The organism is Sphingobium cyanobacteriorum, assembly GCF_030580935.1.
Taxonomy (GTDB): domain Bacteria; phylum Pseudomonadota; class Alphaproteobacteria; order Sphingomonadales; family Sphingomonadaceae; genus Sphingobium; species Sphingobium cyanobacteriorum.
The window spans coordinates 207174-222538 of the sequence record NZ_JAUQOM010000003.1 but is presented as its reverse complement, the minus strand read 5'-3'; the positions used below and the strand labels follow the sequence as shown (position 1 = coordinate 222538).

Genomic DNA, 15365 nt, shown 5'->3' with positions numbered 1-15365 from the left:
CCGTTCTTTACTTCGAGAAGAAGTGCGCCCCTTCGACAATCTCAGGGCGAACGGATATTGAATTATTGCTTATCCACTCCCGAAAGCCGGGCCTTGAAAAAGCCAAAAGCAAGTCCAGCGAAAATCAGGAACGAAAGCACTCCTGTAATTGCTGGCGAGATACCATCGCAGTCGGCCGGAGCATCCGGCCCCATCCCGCAATTGCCGATTGACGCCAGCAGAATGACGATCATAGCAATCAGCCAATAGGCTATGCTGAGCACCACAAAGAGTCCGATCTTCAAGGCGCTCGGCTTGCTCACTCCGCCGCCTCCATCGCAACCTTCACCTCCGCCTGCATCGGCACGACGCCCAGCTTCGCGAACAGCGCGGCATCCGCATTGTCGCCCGCATTGGCCGTGGTCAGCAGCTTGTCGCCAGTGAAGATGCTGTTCGCGCCCGCCATGAAGCAGAGCGCCTGGCACGCATCCGACATGCTCTCACGTCCCGCCGACAGCCGCACCATCGACTCCGGCATCACGATCCGTGCCACCGCGACCGTGCGGACGAACTCGATCTCGTCGATCTTGGCGAGCGGCGTGTCGGCCAGCATATCGCCCAGCACCGTGCCCTTGACCGGCACCAGTGCGTTGATCGGCACGCTCTGCGGATGGGTGGGCAGCACCGCCAAAGCGTGGAGGAAGCCGACGCGGTCCTCGCGCGTCTCGCCCATGCCCACGATGCCGCCGGAGCAGACGTTGATGCCCGAATTGCGCACATTTTCCAGCGTTTCCAGCCGGTCGTCGAACGTCCGGGTGGTAATCACCTTCTCATAATGTTCGGGCGAAGTGTCGATGTTGTGGTTGTAATAGTCGAGGCCCGCGTCGGCCAGCACCTTGGCTTGGCTCTCGCTGAGCATCCCCAGCGTCATGCAGGTTTCCATGCCCATCTGGCGCACGCCCTTCACCATCGCCACGATGGCGGGCATGTCCCGTTCCTTGGGATTGCGCCAGGCCGCGCCCATGCAGAAGCGCGAGCTGCCCGCATCCTTGGCCTGCGCCGCCGCCTGCATCACCGCCTGCACGCTCATCAGCTTTTCAGCCTTGAGGCCCGACTCCGCCGATGCCGACTGGTTGCAGTACCCGCAATCCTCCGGGCAGCCGCCGGTCTTGATCGACAGCAGCGTCGACAACTGCACCTCGTTGCGCGGGAAATTCGCGCGATGGATCGACTGCGCCTCGAACATCAAATCATTAAAGGGCAGGTCGAACAGCGCGGCGATTTCTTCGCGGGTCCAGTCGGTGCGGGCTTCAGTCATGAGAAGTCTCCAGGCGTCCGGCAAGACGCTTGAGGAGAAGCGCACCGGCGAAGAAAATTACGATGGCTCCAACCCATGCGAGGTTTTCAGCGGTCGCGCTACAGTCGATGCGGCGGGTGCCTTCATCATCACACATCGCACGAAGGTGAGCAGCGTAATTCGCCAATGCCGCAATCAGGAAAGCCCATCCGGCAAAGGCAAGCAAAAAGGCGACCTTGCCGCGTACCGACATGCCCTCCCCTAATCCCTCCCGCAAGCGGGAGGGGGACTTTTCGGTCAGTTTGTTACTCAAGCGGCGTCCTCCAGCCCGGCGGGGGGCATGTTGTGGCCGAGGAGGCGCAGCACGTCGGCGGCGCATTCCACGACATTGGAGCCTGGTCCATAAATGCCCTGGACGCCCGCGTCACGAAGGAAGTCATAATCCTGCGGCGGGATGACACCGCCCGCAATCACCTTGATATCGCTGCGCCCCGCTGCGCGCAGCTTGGCGATCAGGTCCGGGATCAACGTCTTGTGCCCCGCCGCCAGCGACGATGCGCCAACCACATCGACGCCGTTTTCCAGCGCCAGCACCACCGTTTCCTCCGGCGTCTGGAACAACGGCCCCGACACCACATCGAACCCCATGTCCCCGAAAGCGGACGCGATCACGTTGGCGCCCCGGTCGTGCCCGTCCTGGCCCATCTTTGCGACGAGCAATTTGGGCTTGCGGCCGAGGCGCCGCTCGACGGCCTGCACGCCGTCAAGAACCTGTTGCCAGCGGCTGTCGCCGGCATAGGGCGCGCCATAAACGCCCTTCACCGGCGTAGGCTGCGTGCCATAGCGCTGGAAGCTGTCCTCCATCGCGGAGGAGATTTCGCCCAGCGTGGCACGCGCCCGCGCCGCTTCGACCGCATGGGCGAGCAGATTATTGTCGATCGACTGCGGCCCCGCCGCCGCCTGCCGCAACGCCTCCAGCGCCGCCTGGCAGCGGTCCTCGTCACGCTCCGCCTTCACCCGGTTGATGCGCGCGATCTGGCCTTCGCGCACCTTGGCATTGTCGACCTCCAGCGTTTCGAGCAGATCTTCGGTCGCCAGCTTATATTTGTTGACGCCCACGATCACGTCGTCGCCGCGATCGACCCGCGCCTGCCGGGCCGCCGCCGCCGTCTCGATCATCGCCTTGGGCCAGCCCGCCGCCACGGCCTTGGCCATGCCGCCTTCCGCCTGCACCTTTTCGATGATGGCCCAGGCTTCGTCGACCAGTTGCTGGGTCAGCGCCTCGACATAGTAACTGCCGCCCAGCGGATCGACGACATTGCACATGCCCGTCTCTTCCTGGATCACGATCTGCGTGTTGCGCGCGATCCGGGCGGAAAAGTCGGTGGGTAGCGCGATCGCTTCGTCCAGCGCATTGGTGTGGAGCGACTGGGTGCCGCCCAGCATCGCGGCCATCGCCTCGATCGTCGTACGCATGACGTTGTTATAGGGGTCTTGCTCGGTCAGCGACACGCCGCTGGTCTGGCAGTGGGTCCGCAGCATCTTGGAGCGCTCGTCCTTCGCGCCCAGTTGCGTCATCGCCCGGTGCCACAGCACACGCGCCGCGCGCAGCTTGGCGATCTCCATGAAGAAGTTCATGCCGATGGCGAAGAAGAAGCTCAGCCGTCCGGCGAACTTGTCGATGTCCAGGCCCGACGCCACGCCATATTTCACATATTCCATGCCATCGGCGATGGTGAAGGCCAGTTCCTGCACCTGCGTCGCGCCCGCTTCCTGCATATGATAGCCGGAAATGGAGATGCTGTTGAACTTGGGCATTTCACGCGACGTATAGCCGAAAATGTCGCTGATGATCCGCATCGAGGGTTCGGGCGGGTAGATATAGGTGTTGCGGACCATGAACTCCTTGAGGATGTCGTTCTGGATGGTCCCGTCGAGCAATTTACGGTCGACGCCCTGTTCCTCGCCCGCGACGATGAAGAAGGCTAGGATCGGGATGACCGCGCCGTTCATGGTCATCGACACGCTCATCTTGTCGAGCGGGATGCCGTCGAACAGGATCTTCATGTCCTCGATCGTGTCGATCGCCACGCCCGCCTTGCCCACGTCGCCGGTGACGCGCGGATGGTCGCTGTCATAACCGCGATGGGTGGCGAGGTCGAACGCGACCGACAGGCCCTTCTGCCCGGCGGCGAGGTTCCGGCGATAGAAGGCGTTGGATTCCTCCGCCGTCGAAAAGCCCGCATATTGCCGGATGGTCCAGGGACGGCCCGCATACATGCTGGCCTTCACCCCGCGCGTGAAGGGCGCGAAGCCGGGCAGGCCGGGGTCGGCGGTCACGTCGGCGGCGGTGTAGAGCGGCTTGACGGCGATCCCTTCCGGGGTCTGCCAGGTCAGATCCTTGCCCTTCACTTCCTTCGCGGCGGCGGCGGCCCAGTCGTCCAGTGTCGGCTTGTCGGTCATCTTCTACCTTACCTTCTATCCCTCTCCCGCCTGCGGGAGGGGTGGTGTCAGTGCGCCTCTTTGGGCGTCTCCATGATCTCGGTCAGCACCCCGTTCATATCCTTGGGGTGCACGAAGAAGATCGGCGTGCCATGCGCGCCGATGCGCGGCTCGCCCAGCACGCGCTTCCCCAAGCCTTCAAACCAGGCCTTCGCTTCGTGAATATCGGCCACTTCATAACACATATGATGCTGGCCCCCCGCCGGGTTCTTGGCGATGAAGGCCGTGATCGGCGAGCTTTCATCGAACGGCTCGATCAGTTCGATTTGCGTCCCCGCCGTGCCATTCTCGCCCGGCGTATCGACAAAGCACACCTTCACCCCCTGCGCGGGCAGGTCGAAAGGTTCGTGGATTGTCGTCGCGCCCATCACATCGCGATAATAAGCAATGCTCTTTTCGAGGCTCGGCGTGGCGACGCCGATATGATTGAGACGGCCGAGTTTCATACTATCCTCACATCGTCACCCCAGCGAAAGCTGGGGTCTCAGGCCATGACGGGCCGAGCAGGCCCCACGCGATCCCAGCCTGCGCTGGGATGACGACCCTGCGGGCCGTCACAGCGGAATATTGTCATGCTTCTTCCACGGATTCTCCAGCGCCTTGTTCTTGAGCTTCCGCAGGCCCAGCGCGATCCGCCGCCGTGTCGAATGCGGCTGGATCACCTCGTCGATGAAGCCCTTGCTCGCCGCCACGAACGGGTTCGCAAAGCGCGCCTCATATTCCGCCGTGCGCTCGGCGATCTCGTCCGCCGTCTTGCCGCGGAAGATGATTTCGACCGCGCCCTTCGCGCCCATCACCGCAATCTCGGCGGTCGGCCAGGCATAGTTCAGGTCGCCGCGCAGATGCTTGGAACTCATGACGTCATAAGCGCCGCCATAGGCCTTGCGCGTAATCACCGTGATCTTGGGCACCGTCGCCTCGGCATAGGCGAACAGCAGCTTCGCGCCATGTTTGATGATGCCGCTATGCTCCTGCGCCGTCCCCGGCAGGAAGCCCGGCACGTCCACGAAGGTCACGATCGGTATCTCGAACGCATCGCAGAAGCGCACGAACCGCCCCGCCTTCTTCGATGAATTGATGTCCAGCACGCCGGCCAGCACCATCGGCTGGTTGGCGATGATGCCCACCGTCTTGCCCTCGATCCGGCCGAAGCCGCACAGGATATTGCCGGCATGGGCGGGCTGGACTTCGAAGAAATCGCCTTCGTCCACCACCTTGCGGATCAGTTCGTGCATGTCATAGGGCTGGTTCGCATTGGCCGGGATCAACGTGTCCAGGCTCTCCTCGATCCGGTCCCACGGGTCCGCGCTGGGACGCTCCGGCGCGGGTTCGCGGTTCGATGCGGGCAGGAAATCCACGAAATCGCGCACCGCCAGCAGCGCCTCGATATCATTCTCGAACGCCACGTCGGCCACGCCCGACCGGGTGGTGTGCGTCACCGCGCCGCCCAGTTCCTCCTGGGTCACGACTTCGTTCGTCACCGTCTTGACCACGTCCGGGCCGGTGACGAACATGAAGCTGCTGTCCTTCACCATGAAGATGAAGTCGGTCATCGCGGGCGAATAGACCGCGCCGCCCGCGCACGGCCCCATGATGACGCTGATCTGCGGCACCACGCCACTGGCCAGCACGTTGCGCTGGAAAATCTCGGCATAGCCGCCCAGCGACGCCACCCCTTCCTGGATGCGCGCGCCGCCGCTGTCGTTCAACCCGATCACCGGCGCGCCGACTTTCAGCGCCATGTCCATGATCTTGCAGATTTTCATCGCATGCCGTTCCGACACCGCGCCACCATAGACGGTGAAATCCTGGCTGAACAGGAACACCAGCCGGCCGTTGATCGTGCCCGATCCCGTGACCACGCCGTCGCCGGGGATATGCTGTTCGTCCATGCCGAAATCGGTGCAATTATGCTCGACATACATGTCCAGCTCTTCGAAGCTGCCTTCGTCCAGCAACACCTCGATCCGTTCCCGCGCGGTCAGCTTGCCCTTGGCATGCTGGGCGTCGATGCGGCGCTGTCCGCCGCCCATGCGGGCGGCGTCGCGCTTGGCTTCAAGCTGTTCGATGATGGCGAGCTTCGACATATCAGGCAATTCTCCGGCTTGTCGCGGACCTCTATGCTCCGCCCATCTCAATCTTTCGCGGTTTCCGCAAATGCAATTTTGCTAATTTGCAAATCGCGATTTCGCAAATTAAGGACGATCCATGGCACGTGGCAATCGAATCTTCGCAGGACCGCGCCTGCGCCAGTTGCGCCTGGACCATCGCATGGACCAGGCGACGATGGCGCAGGCGCTGGGCATCTCCGTCTCCTACCTGTCCCAGATGGAAAATGACGACCGCCCCCTGACCGCCAAGGTCAAGGCCGCGCTCGCCAGCGCCTTCCCCACCGACTGGGCCAGCTTCGACAGCCGGGAGGAGGAACAGCTTCTGGGCGCCTTCACCTATGCGCTCGGCCATCCCGAACTGCCCGGCACCCAGATGGAGCCGGAACGGATCGAGAAACTGCACCTGCAATTCCCCGAATTTGCCGCCCGCTATGTCGATCTCTACAACGCCCATATGCGCGCCAACGAACGCATCAACATGATCGAGGAAGCGATCGCCAACGATCATGAGGTGCAGGCCCGCCTGCCGTGGGAGGCCGCGCGTGACTGGTTCCACGAAGCCGGCAACTATGTCCACAGCCTCGATTGCCTGGCGGAGGACATGGCCGAAAGCTTCACCGCCGGCCAGACCCTGGACGAAGGGATGCTGGTGGAGGCGCTCGCCCGCCGCCATGGCATCGAAACGCTGATCGCCGACACCCCCGACAGCGCACTGCGTTCCTATACCAGCGCGACCAAGAAGCTGTTCATCAACGCCGCGCTGCCGACCGAAAGCCGCAAGTTCATGCTCGCGCACCAGCTCATGATGCTGGAGGGGCAGGCCGTGATCGCCGATGTGGTGAACAAGGCCGCCCTGCCCGTCCCCGGCGCGGACCGGCTGCTGGCGATCGGCCTTGGCAATTATGCCGCCGGGGCATTGCTCATGCCCTATGCCCCGTTCCGCGAAGCGGCGCGCACGATGCGCCACGACATAGACCGGCTGGCGCGCACCTTCGGCGTCAGCTTCGAACAGGCCTGCCATCGCCTCTCCACGCTGCAACGCCCCGGCCTGCGCGGCATCCCCTTCTTCTTCTGCCGCGTCGACATGGCCGGCAACATCACCAAACGCCACAGCGCCACCCGCCTGCAATTCGCCCGCTTCGGCGGGGCCTGCCCCTTGTGGAACGTGCATGAAGCCGTCGCCGTGCCCGACCGCATCAATGTGCAACTGGGCGAAACCCCCGATGGCGTGCGCTATGTCTCGATGGCCAAGGGGCTGGTGAAGCCATCGGGCAGCTACAAGCGCACCCCGCGCCGCTACGCCGTGGTACTGGGCTGCGAAGTCGCCCATGCCGCCAACTTCGTCTATGCCGACGGCCTTCACCTGACGGAGGAAGGCGCCGCCACCCCCATCGGCATCACCTGCCGCCTCTGCCCCCGCCAAAGCTGCGACCAGCGCGCCTTTCCACCCGCCGACCGGCCGATCCATGTCGACCCGGACAACCGCCAGATCGTGCCCTACTGGATCGGGTGAGCATCATCCTTGCGCGGCATGGATCCGCATCAGTGACAGGAAATCTTCGAAGGTCAGGCGCGCGTCCAACCTTTCATAGACACGCACCATTCGACCGCCGCCGACGGGGGCGCCATACTGACCGTCCGGCTTGATCCGCAGCGCCGGGCGGTCAACATAGTGGCTGCTCTCTTGCGAGATGGCACTCAGCAAAACGGTTGGGCTGTCGCCCAGCGGCCAGCTCCCCCCTACATCCACAAAGGCAGGCGGCGTGGTGAATTTGTCATAAAGCCAGGCACCGAAATCGGAAATAGGCCGCAACCGATCCTGCAACTCCGCAACGGAAAATTGCATCTGGCGATAAGCATTCTGGGGAATTTGCCATAGCGGGATGGCGGACTGCTCGATCACGATTTTCGCCGCCGGCAGATCGGCCGTCAGATTATACTCCCAGGAACCGTGCGGGTAACGGCCACCACCGATCCAGATCAAAGTCATCCGCTTGGCAATTTCGGGCTTCAACCGGATCGCTGCCGCAACATTCGTCAATGGACCGCCACAGCTAATGTAGAGGGGCAACATATCGTCGCGCATCGCCTCCGCCACGATCGCCCTGGCAGCCGCGCTGCTTTCAGGATGCTCCGGATCGAGTCTTTCAGAGCCGGCCTCGACCGGCGGCGCATCAGCGATGCGCATCCGGCGGATGAGGTCCAGCGCGATATCCTTGCCGGCCGATGCGGAAAGATCCGGCGGCACGCTGCCGACCAGCTTGCGGTCCAGGGCTGACGATGTGCAGAGCACCGTGCGGGTCTTGGGCGTGAGCAATTGATGCGCCAGCGCCACCAGCCCGTCCGGATCGCCGGCAAAATCATTGTCCACGATGATGCGGGCGGAGGCGCGTTGCGGGATCGTGCGAAAGGGCGCAGACCATGAGGCAGCCGGCAGCAACGCCGCCGACGCGCATAGCGACTGCCCGAACTGACGGCGTGACAGCATGGCCCCATCTCTCCAAGATAGAATAAGAATTTTCATATAAAGGGGAACAGGGAACAGGCAATGCGCATCCTCCCACCACCATCTCCCCTTTCGGGCGGCATGGTCCCGATCATCGCCTGACGACGCGCTCGTCCGCATCCCCTGGGTTCGATCCTGCCGGAACCTGGCGCGCCAGAAGGCGCGACCAGCCGCGCACCGACCGGGGGCGATGGAACCCACCCTGCGGAAACTGGCCCTGTCGCTCGTCTCCTGCCTCCGCTACAGGAGCGAAGATGCACGACACGGACAGCCCTTCCCGGATCGGATATGGCCTCGCCCAGGACGGCTATGCCCGTGTCCCCGGCGCTGTGCTGTTCGACCGGCTGGACATCGCCGAACCGCAATGGGCGGCTTTCGCGGCAAGCTGGAACGATCTTGGCCCCGATCTCTTCATGGCCGATGGCGGCCGCTACCGCCGTCGCCGCCACGCCACCTTCCATTGTGTCGCTGGCCGCTTCACCCGCATGGCCCATCAACCCCATTATCAGAGCCGCGACTATAACCCGCTCAACGGCGATGTGCAGCGCTGGTTCGATCCGGTGGAGGACGCCACCGTCGCCAGCCCGGTCCTCACCGCGATCCTGTCCTTTTGCGTCGACAGTTTCGATCCCGCCCGGAAGGGCGACTGGCATGTCGAGATGCACCAGTTCCGTATCGAGGCGAAGGCGCATGAAAGCGGACGCCCCACCCCCGAAGGAATGCACCGCGACGGTGTCGACCATGTGCTGGTGATGCTGATCGATCGGCGCAACGTGCGCGAAGGCGTCACCCGCATCGGCGCGCCCGATGGCGCGCCGCTGGGCGAATTCACCCTGGCGGAAGCGGGCGACACGATGCTGATCGACGATCGCCGCATCTTCCACGGCGTGACCGAAATCCATGCCCTGGACCCGGCCCAGCCCGCCTGGCGCGACGCGCTGGTCCTGACCTTTGCCAATGGCCGCGCTCCTGCCCGGTAAAGGGCCGGCGCCGCTTCCCTGACGACCGGCGGGCCATGGCCCGGCGCACATGGGCAGAGCATGGCAGGGGCAATCCGCCCAGCCCGGCCTTGCGCCAAATTCAGATCGCGATGATCGGATTGCGCAGGGCGCCGATGCCTTCGATAACCGATTCCACCACATCGCCCGGCCACATGAATTCCTGCGGCGTGCGCCCCGCCCCGACGCCTGCCGGGGTGCCGGTGGCGATGATGTCGCCCGGCTCCAGCGTCATCACGCGCGATATGTCGGCGATGATGCGGTTGACGTTGAACAGCATGAAGCGGGTGTTGCTGTTCTGCTTTTCGACGCCGTTAACATAGGTGGCGAGGTTCAGTGCATGCGGATCGCCGATCTCGTCGGTGGTGACGATGCATGGTCCCATCGGCGCGAACGTGTCCTGCCCCTTGGACACGATCCACTGCCCGGCACGGCGGCAATCGCGCGCGCTGATGTCGTTGATCACGGTATAGCCGAACACATGGTCCAGCGCGTCCTGTTCGGCCACGCGCCGGGCGGTGCGGCCGATCACCACGCCCAGTTCGGTTTCCCAGTCCAGTTGCTGCGTGATCGCGGCGTCATGATGCACCGGATGGTCCCATGCGACCACCGCGGTCGGCGGCTTGGAAAAGATCACCGGCTCACTGGGCAATGCGTTCGCCGTGTCGAGCGCGCGCGCGGATTCGGCGACATGCTCGGTATAGTTGAGGCCGATGCCGAAGATATTCTTGCGCGGACGCGGAATGGGCGCCAGCAGCGCGACATTGTCGACCGGAACGGCACAGGCGATCCGGGTCGCGTCATCCAGCGTCTCCAGCGCCGTCGCCACCACCCGCACCGCCGCCGGTCCCATGTCGATGAAGTCCAGCATGGTGGATGGCAGCGCCAGCCCCACGCACGCGCCGAACCGCTCCAGATCGATCACCAGATCGTCGTGCAGCACGCCCAGGCGCGCCTGGCCATGATCCTTGCCGCCCTGGCGGCTGCTGAAAGTAACAAAACGCATATATGCCCCCTGACGGTCGTTTCTGCCGGTCGTTTCTGCCGGTCATTCCTGCCGGTCCTTGCTGTCTGTCCTTGCTGTCTGTCCTTGCTGTCTGTCCTTGCTTGTCCGTTGCCGGCTTGCATCCCCGATGATCGGGCATCGTCCGGCCGGCCGCGACTGTCATGTCACGGCGGCACGCTCCCTATATTCGGGCTTGTCCCAACTGCGCGTGCGGCACACCGTCCCGATCCGGTCGACCAGATCGGCCATGTCGGCATAGCGCAGATACAGCGGCGTCAGGCCGAAACGGATGATGTCGGGCGCGCGGAAATCGGCGATCACGTCGACCGCCTTGAGCGCCTGCACGATTTCATAGCCCTGCGGATGCGCATAGGCGACCTGGCTGCCGCGCGCCTGCCCGTCCTCCGGGCTGATCAGGCAGAAACCGTGGTCGGCGCAAAGCGGCTTCATCAACTGGATCAGGATATCGCCCATCTGCATCGACTTGCGCCGTACCTGGGCCATGTCCGCCGACAGCATCAGGTCGACGCCGACTTCCAGCGCCGCCAGGCCAAGGACCGGCGGCGTGCCGCACAGGAATCGTTCGATCCCCGGCGCGGCGGCATAATCCTCCTCGAAGGCGAAGGGGCGGGCATGGCCGAACCAGCCCGACAGAACCGGGGTCGCGCCATGGTGGCGGCGCGCGGCGAACAGGAATGCCGGCGCGCCCGGCCCGCCATTGAGGAATTTATAGCCGCAACCGACCGCGAAGTCGGCATTGGCGCCGTTCAGGTCCACCTCGACCGCGCCGGAACTATGGCTGAGGTCCCAGACCACCAGCGCGCCCACGGCCTGCGCGCGCCGGGTGATCTCCGCCATGTCGCGCACCCGGCCGCTCTTGTAATGGACCTGGGTGAGCAGCAGCACGGCGACATCCTGGTCCAGCCGGTCGACAATATCGTCGGGCGCGACGGTGACGGCCCTGATCCGCCCGCCGCTAAAGGCTTCGATGCCCTGCATCATATAGACATCGGTGGGGAAATTGGTCGCTTCCGATAAAATGACCGGGCGACCGGGACGCAGGGACAAGGCCGCCGTCAGCGCCTTGAAGATGTTGACCGACGTGGAATCGGCCGCAACGATTTCACCCGGCCCGGCGCCCAGCAGGCGGGCGATCTTGTCGCCGATGCGCGCGGGCGCGGTGGACCAGCCGGCCCCCAGCCAGGACGTGATCAGGCCCTCGCCCCATTCCTGGCTGACCGCCTGGGCGAGCCGGGCCGCGGTGGCGCGCGGCAACGCACCAAGCGAATTGCCGTCCAGATAGAGAAGGCCCGGCCGCAAGGCGAAGGAATCGCGGAACCCGGCCAGGGGGTCGCTGGCGTCGAGCGCCGCGAGCGTGGAGCATGGATCAGTCATCAGGCGGCAATCTCTCTCAGGATCGCGCGGACGGGGCTGGCGTCCGCGCCATGGATTTTCAGCGGCAGGGCGATGAGTTCATACCGGCCGGGGGGCACGCCATCGAGCACCAGCCCCTCGATGATGCGCATGTCGGCTGTGCGGACCGCATGATGGGCGGCCAGCGTCTTGGACTGTTCCGGGTCGATCGAGGCCGCATCGGTCCCGATCAGGCGCACGCCGCCGTCGCCCATGCGCCGGAGCACGGCCGGCGCGATCGCCTTGAAATCGCTGTCCCACGCATCGGATGGAAAGACCCTGTAGGTTCGCAGCAACACCCGTTCCGCGCCGTTCACCGCATCCCAGTCGATATCGCCTTCCCCCACCACCGGGCCTGCCTGGGTCACGTCCAGCAGGACGCACGGGCCGATATAGGGCGTCAGATCGCACGCGGCAGAAGCGACCCCCGCCCGGTCATAGTGAAGCGGCGCATCGGCATGCGTGCCGGCATGCAGGGGCATGGACAGGGCGCCGACATTGACGGGGCAGCTTTCGCTGATCTGGGCATGGCGGGTCAGTATGAAGGGCGGCTCGCCCGGCCAAAGCGGCGTCTGCGGCCCCAGCACCTGCGATATGTCGTGGATGCGACCACCCATGCCGGGTTCAGGCATCGACATAATCGCCCCCTTCGCGCGGCGCGACCATGCGTGTGCGCATCGACCAGAGTTCGGGAAAGAAGCTGTGGCCCAGCGCCTTGACCAGATAATCGACCCCGGCCGACCCGCCCGTACCCGGCTTGTGCCCGATAACGCGGGCCACGGTTTTCATATGTTTGAAACGCCACTCCTGAAAATAATATTCCAGCGCCGTGACCTTTTCGGCCAGGTCGTAAAGCGGCCAATGCGCCGAAGGATGGCTGTAGATGGTCAGCCAGATATCCTCGATCGCCGGCGATGGCACATGCGGCTGCCTGACATCGCGATCCAGGCAGTCGGCGGGGACCGGGTGGCCATGCCGGGCCAGCACATGCAATATCTCGTCATAAAGCGACGGCGCCTCGAAGGCGGCGGTCAGCCGCTCCATCGCCTGCGGATCGTCACGGTGGACGATCATCATGTCCGCGCGCTTGTTGCCCAGCATGAATTCCAGTTCGCGATACTGGTATGACTGGAAACCCGACGCGCGACGCAAATAGCCACGGAAGGTCAGGAAATCATGCGGCGTCAGCGTGGCCAGCACTTCCCAGGAATGGATCATGTGCCGCTGGATGGTGGCGATGCGATCCAGCGTCTTGCCCGCCCGCGCAAAATCGTCGGCGCGCAGGCTTTCCACCACGATCCCCACTTCATGCAGAACCAGCTTCAGCCATAATTCCATCGTCTGGTGCATGATGATGAACAGCATTTCGTCGGGCTTGTCGGACACCGGCACCTGTGCGCTCAAAAGCTGTCGGGTCTGGAGGTGCCGGGCATAGGTCAGGCCATTGTCCCATTCGATATTCTCGCCATCGATCCGGGCCTGAAAAATCGCGACCCCATCCTCATCGCGCTGCCGAACGTCCATATCCACCTCCCTTGAAAGCCGCTGTGCGACGCTGCGGTTCATGCCGACGCGGCCAGCGCGTCCAGCGCGCGCGCCAGTGCGATGTCGCGCATCGAAAGCCCGTCGGCGTCATGCGTCGTCAAACGCACATCGACGCGGTTATAGACATTGGCCCATTCGGGATGATGGTTCATCCTTTCCGCCACGATCGCGGCACGGGTCATGAAGCCGAATGCCGCCACAAAGTCGCCGAAAACGAAGCGCCGCGCAATCGCCGCGCCGTCATCGGCCAATGTCCATGCCTCCAGCCCCGGCAGCAGGGCGTCGCGTTGCCGCGGGGACAATCGCTCGACCGGCCTGTCGTCGCCCGCCTTCGCCGGCATGAACGGCCGGTCCTCCTGCGTGCGTGCCGACGGTGCCAGGTCGGGCAGGGGCATGACCTGCGCATAGACATCGGCGAAACGGGTTTCCTCGGTCTGGCGCAGCAGCTCGTCAAAGCTTTCGACGACGAAATAGACATGCTGGAAACTGTCGAAATTATAGCCGGTGCGCATCACCCGCGGAATGTCCAGCCACAGGCGGCGCGCATCCGGCGCAGTCACCGCATGGGTCGTTTCGGCCAGACTCGACAACAGCCCCCCGCCATAGGCGCGCAGTTCGCCATCCTCGACCACCAGCCCGAATTCGACGGTATAAAGCCACAGGCGGCCCAGATAATCCGCCGCGCCCATATGCTCGGCGCGCAGCCCGGCCTCGCCATAGGCAACCAGAAAGTCGGAAAATACTGGATCGGTCAGCATGGGGACATGGCCGAAAATGTCGTGAAACATGTCCGGCTCTTCATTATAGTCCATATTCTTGCCGTCACGCATGAAATTGGCCGCGGGAAAGCGCTTGTTGGCCAGATGCGTGAAAAACGGCTTGTTCGGGATCCAGCCGGGCACGGCCACCACTTCCCAGCCGTTGCTGTCCTTGAGGCGCGCATTCAGTTCCCGATGGTCGGGAATGCCCGGACGGGACATGTTGAGAATGTCCAGCCCCTTCAGAAAAGCCCTGGAGGCCAGCGGTTCAAGCGCCTGTGCATGTTTGGCGAGCAGCATATCCCAGACCTGATGCTCCTGCGCGGTGAACGCATCCCAATTCTGGGGCATCGTCCAGTCGCTCGCACAGCCGGGCGGTGGCGCATCGAAAATATGGGTAGCGGCCATGACCATCTCGCATGTTTGTCGGATGCGGCGATGTTACGCCTGTTGTTGACGAACATTGTCCCTTTCTGATGGGCATTTTCGCCATCTGGCAGAACAATGTCCTTTGTCCTGCGCCATCATGCCATTATCGTTCCGCCACCAGCCTGACAGATCAGGTGACGACGACGATTCAGGGCCAGGGACGATGGACAGGATAGACTGGAAAATTCTTCAGGCGCTCGAACGGCAGGGACGGATTTCCTATGCCGACCTGGCCGAAAGCGTGGGCGTGTCGAAATCCCCCTGCTGGGCGCGCGTTCGCCAGCGCGAGGAGGACGGCGTGATCGAAGGCTATACCGTGCGCCTCGATCCCGCCGCGCTGGGGCTGCATGTACAGAGCTTCGTCCGGGTGATGATCCGCCTGGGCGCGCACCGGGATTTCGAAGAGGCCGTCATGGCGCATCCGGCGGTCATCGAATGCCATACCACCGCAGGCAGCGGTGACTATCTGCTGCGAATCTATGCCCGGTCGGTGGGCCATTTCGACGATCTGTTGCGGTACGAACTGTCCAAGCTGCCTGGCGTGGACCGGCTCGACAGCACCATTTGCCTCAAGACCATCAAGCAGCATGGACCATTGGCGACATGGGCGGCCAGCCTGGCCAACGTCACCGACCGGGCCAAGGCCGACATGTAGCGCTTGTGCGCCGGTTATCTGCGCGCTTTGAACCGGCGGCGATCCGGCCCTGGCCAACTGGCGCCGCAGCCTTCATGCCGGCCCCTCCCCACCCGCCTGCCCACCTGCCCGCCTCACAGTGTTGCAGCGCACAGGCATGCGCGATAGCCTCCTTGCCTAACCATCT

General features: G+C 63.9%; 15 protein-coding genes. 3 read left to right on the top strand and 12 right to left on the bottom strand.

The window, feature by feature from the left end; genetic code table 11:
• Positions 1 to 62: 62 nt before the first annotated feature.
• The 6 genes from Q4610_RS09500 to Q4610_RS09475 form a co-directional block, all read right to left on the bottom strand.
• Positions 63 to 302: a hypothetical protein gene (locus Q4610_RS09500; RefSeq protein WP_304535708.1), complete on the bottom strand. Its 240-nt coding sequence runs from the start codon at positions 300 to 302 to the stop codon at positions 63 to 65.
• Positions 299 to 1297, bottom strand: coding sequence for a biotin synthase BioB (bioB, locus tag Q4610_RS09495; protein ID WP_304535707.1), 999 nt, complete (start codon positions 1295 to 1297; stop codon positions 299 to 301). Before bioB ends, Q4610_RS09500 begins: the two co-directional genes overlap by 4 nt.
• Complete coding sequence (locus tag Q4610_RS09490) at positions 1290 to 1589, bottom strand: hypothetical protein (RefSeq protein ID WP_304535706.1); 300 nt, start codon at positions 1587 to 1589, stop codon at positions 1290 to 1292. The genes bioB and Q4610_RS09490 overlap by 8 nt, the downstream gene beginning before the upstream one ends.
• Complete coding sequence (gene scpA / locus Q4610_RS09485; RefSeq protein ID WP_304535705.1) at positions 1586 to 3739, bottom strand: methylmalonyl-CoA mutase; 2154 nt, start codon at positions 3737 to 3739, stop codon at positions 1586 to 1588. Before scpA ends, Q4610_RS09490 begins: the two co-directional genes overlap by 4 nt.
• Positions 3740 to 3786: 47 nt before the next feature.
• On the bottom strand, positions 3787 to 4224 hold the full coding sequence (mce, locus tag Q4610_RS09480; protein ID WP_304535704.1) for a methylmalonyl-CoA epimerase: 438 nt from the start codon (positions 4222 to 4224) through the stop codon (positions 3787 to 3789).
• A 108-nt stretch (positions 4225 to 4332) separates the two neighbouring features.
• Positions 4333 to 5865 carry an acyl-CoA carboxylase subunit beta gene (locus Q4610_RS09475; protein WP_304535703.1) on the bottom strand — a complete coding sequence of 511 codons (1533 nt, stop codon included), beginning with the start codon at positions 5863 to 5865 and terminating at the stop codon, positions 4333 to 4335.
• A 121-nt stretch (positions 5866 to 5986) separates the two neighbouring features.
• On the opposite strand from Q4610_RS09475, the gene Q4610_RS09470 reads away from it, so the two are divergent.
• Positions 5987 to 7402 carry a helix-turn-helix domain-containing protein gene (locus tag Q4610_RS09470; RefSeq protein WP_304535702.1) on the top strand — a complete coding sequence of 472 codons (1416 nt, stop codon included), beginning with the start codon at positions 5987 to 5989 and terminating at the stop codon, positions 7400 to 7402.
• Between the two features lie 3 nt (positions 7403 to 7405).
• Here Q4610_RS09470 and Q4610_RS09465 read toward each other — a convergent pair whose 3' ends face one another.
• A complete protein-coding gene (locus tag Q4610_RS09465) occupies positions 7406 to 8377 on the bottom strand; it encodes a nucleoside hydrolase (RefSeq protein WP_304535701.1) in 972 nt (323 codons plus the stop codon).
• 272 nt (positions 8378 to 8649) lie between these two features.
• On the opposite strand from Q4610_RS09465, the gene Q4610_RS09460 reads away from it, so the two are divergent.
• Positions 8650 to 9375, top strand: a complete 726-nt coding sequence (locus tag Q4610_RS09460) for a 2OG-Fe dioxygenase family protein (RefSeq protein WP_304535700.1) — start codon at positions 8650 to 8652, stop codon at positions 9373 to 9375.
• A gap of 100 nt (positions 9376 to 9475) precedes the next feature.
• Here Q4610_RS09460 and Q4610_RS09455 read toward each other — a convergent pair whose 3' ends face one another.
• The 5 genes from Q4610_RS09455 to phhA form a co-directional block, all read right to left on the bottom strand.
• Complete coding sequence (locus tag Q4610_RS09455) at positions 9476 to 10399, bottom strand: fumarylacetoacetate hydrolase family protein (protein WP_304535699.1); 924 nt, start codon at positions 10397 to 10399, stop codon at positions 9476 to 9478.
• Between the two features lie 159 nt (positions 10400 to 10558).
• Positions 10559 to 11794, bottom strand: coding sequence for a kynureninase (gene kynU, locus Q4610_RS09450; protein WP_304535698.1), 1236 nt, complete (start codon positions 11792 to 11794; stop codon positions 10559 to 10561).
• Complete coding sequence (kynB, locus tag Q4610_RS09445; protein ID WP_304535697.1) at positions 11794 to 12450, bottom strand: arylformamidase; 657 nt, start codon at positions 12448 to 12450, stop codon at positions 11794 to 11796. Before kynB ends, kynU begins: the two co-directional genes overlap by 1 nt.
• On the bottom strand, positions 12437 to 13336 hold the full coding sequence (locus Q4610_RS09440; RefSeq protein WP_304535696.1) for a tryptophan 2,3-dioxygenase: 900 nt from the start codon (positions 13334 to 13336) through the stop codon (positions 12437 to 12439). The genes kynB and Q4610_RS09440 overlap by 14 nt, the downstream gene beginning before the upstream one ends.
• 38 nt (positions 13337 to 13374) lie before the next feature.
• The gene (phhA, locus tag Q4610_RS21795; RefSeq protein ID WP_425262544.1) at positions 13375 to 14523 is read right to left on the bottom strand and encodes a phenylalanine 4-monooxygenase; all 1149 of its coding nucleotides are present in this window, start codon (positions 14521 to 14523) and stop codon (positions 13375 to 13377) included.
• Between the two features lie 184 nt (positions 14524 to 14707).
• On the opposite strand from phhA, the gene Q4610_RS09425 reads away from it, so the two are divergent.
• A complete protein-coding gene (locus Q4610_RS09425; protein ID WP_304535695.1) occupies positions 14708 to 15199 on the top strand; it encodes an Lrp/AsnC family transcriptional regulator in 492 nt (163 codons plus the stop codon).
• The last annotated feature ends 166 nt before the right edge of the window (positions 15200 to 15365 follow it).

Bases quoted from the DNA above. Each gene is read 5' to 3' on its own strand.
- Q4610_RS09440 (WP_304535696.1), bottom strand. From the start codon at position 13,336: ATGGACGTTCGGCAGCGCGATGAGGATGGGGTCGCGATTTTTCAGGCC.
- Q4610_RS09475 (WP_304535703.1), bottom strand. From the start codon at position 5,865: ATGTCGAAGCTCGCCATCATCGAACAGCTTGAAGCCAAGCGCGACGCC.
- Q4610_RS09465 (WP_304535701.1), bottom strand. From the start codon at position 8,377: ATGCTGTCACGCCGTCAGTTCGGGCAGTCGCTATGCGCGTCGGCGGCG.
- kynU (WP_304535698.1), bottom strand. From the start codon at position 11,794: ATGACTGATCCATGCTCCACGCTCGCGGCGCTCGACGCCAGCGACCCC.
- bioB (WP_304535707.1), bottom strand. From the start codon at position 1,297: ATGACTGAAGCCCGCACCGACTGGACCCGCGAAGAAATCGCCGCGCTG.
- Q4610_RS09425 (WP_304535695.1), top strand. From the start codon at position 14,708: ATGGACAGGATAGACTGGAAAATTCTTCAGGCGCTCGAACGGCAGGGA.
- mce (WP_304535704.1), bottom strand. From the start codon at position 4,224: ATGAAACTCGGCCGTCTCAATCATATCGGCGTCGCCACGCCGAGCCTC.
- scpA (WP_304535705.1), bottom strand. From the start codon at position 3,739: ATGACCGACAAGCCGACACTGGACGACTGGGCCGCCGCCGCCGCGAAG.
- kynB (WP_304535697.1), bottom strand. From the start codon at position 12,450: ATGTCGATGCCTGAACCCGGCATGGGTGGTCGCATCCACGACATATCG.
- Q4610_RS09460 (WP_304535700.1), top strand. From the start codon at position 8,650: ATGCACGACACGGACAGCCCTTCCCGGATCGGATATGGCCTCGCCCAG.
- Q4610_RS09455 (WP_304535699.1), bottom strand. From the start codon at position 10,399: ATGCGTTTTGTTACTTTCAGCAGCCGCCAGGGCGGCAAGGATCATGGC.
- Q4610_RS09470 (WP_304535702.1), top strand. From the start codon at position 5,987: ATGGCACGTGGCAATCGAATCTTCGCAGGACCGCGCCTGCGCCAGTTG.
- phhA (WP_425262544.1), bottom strand. From the start codon at position 14,523: ATGGCCGCTACCCATATTTTCGATGCGCCACCGCCCGGCTGTGCGAGC.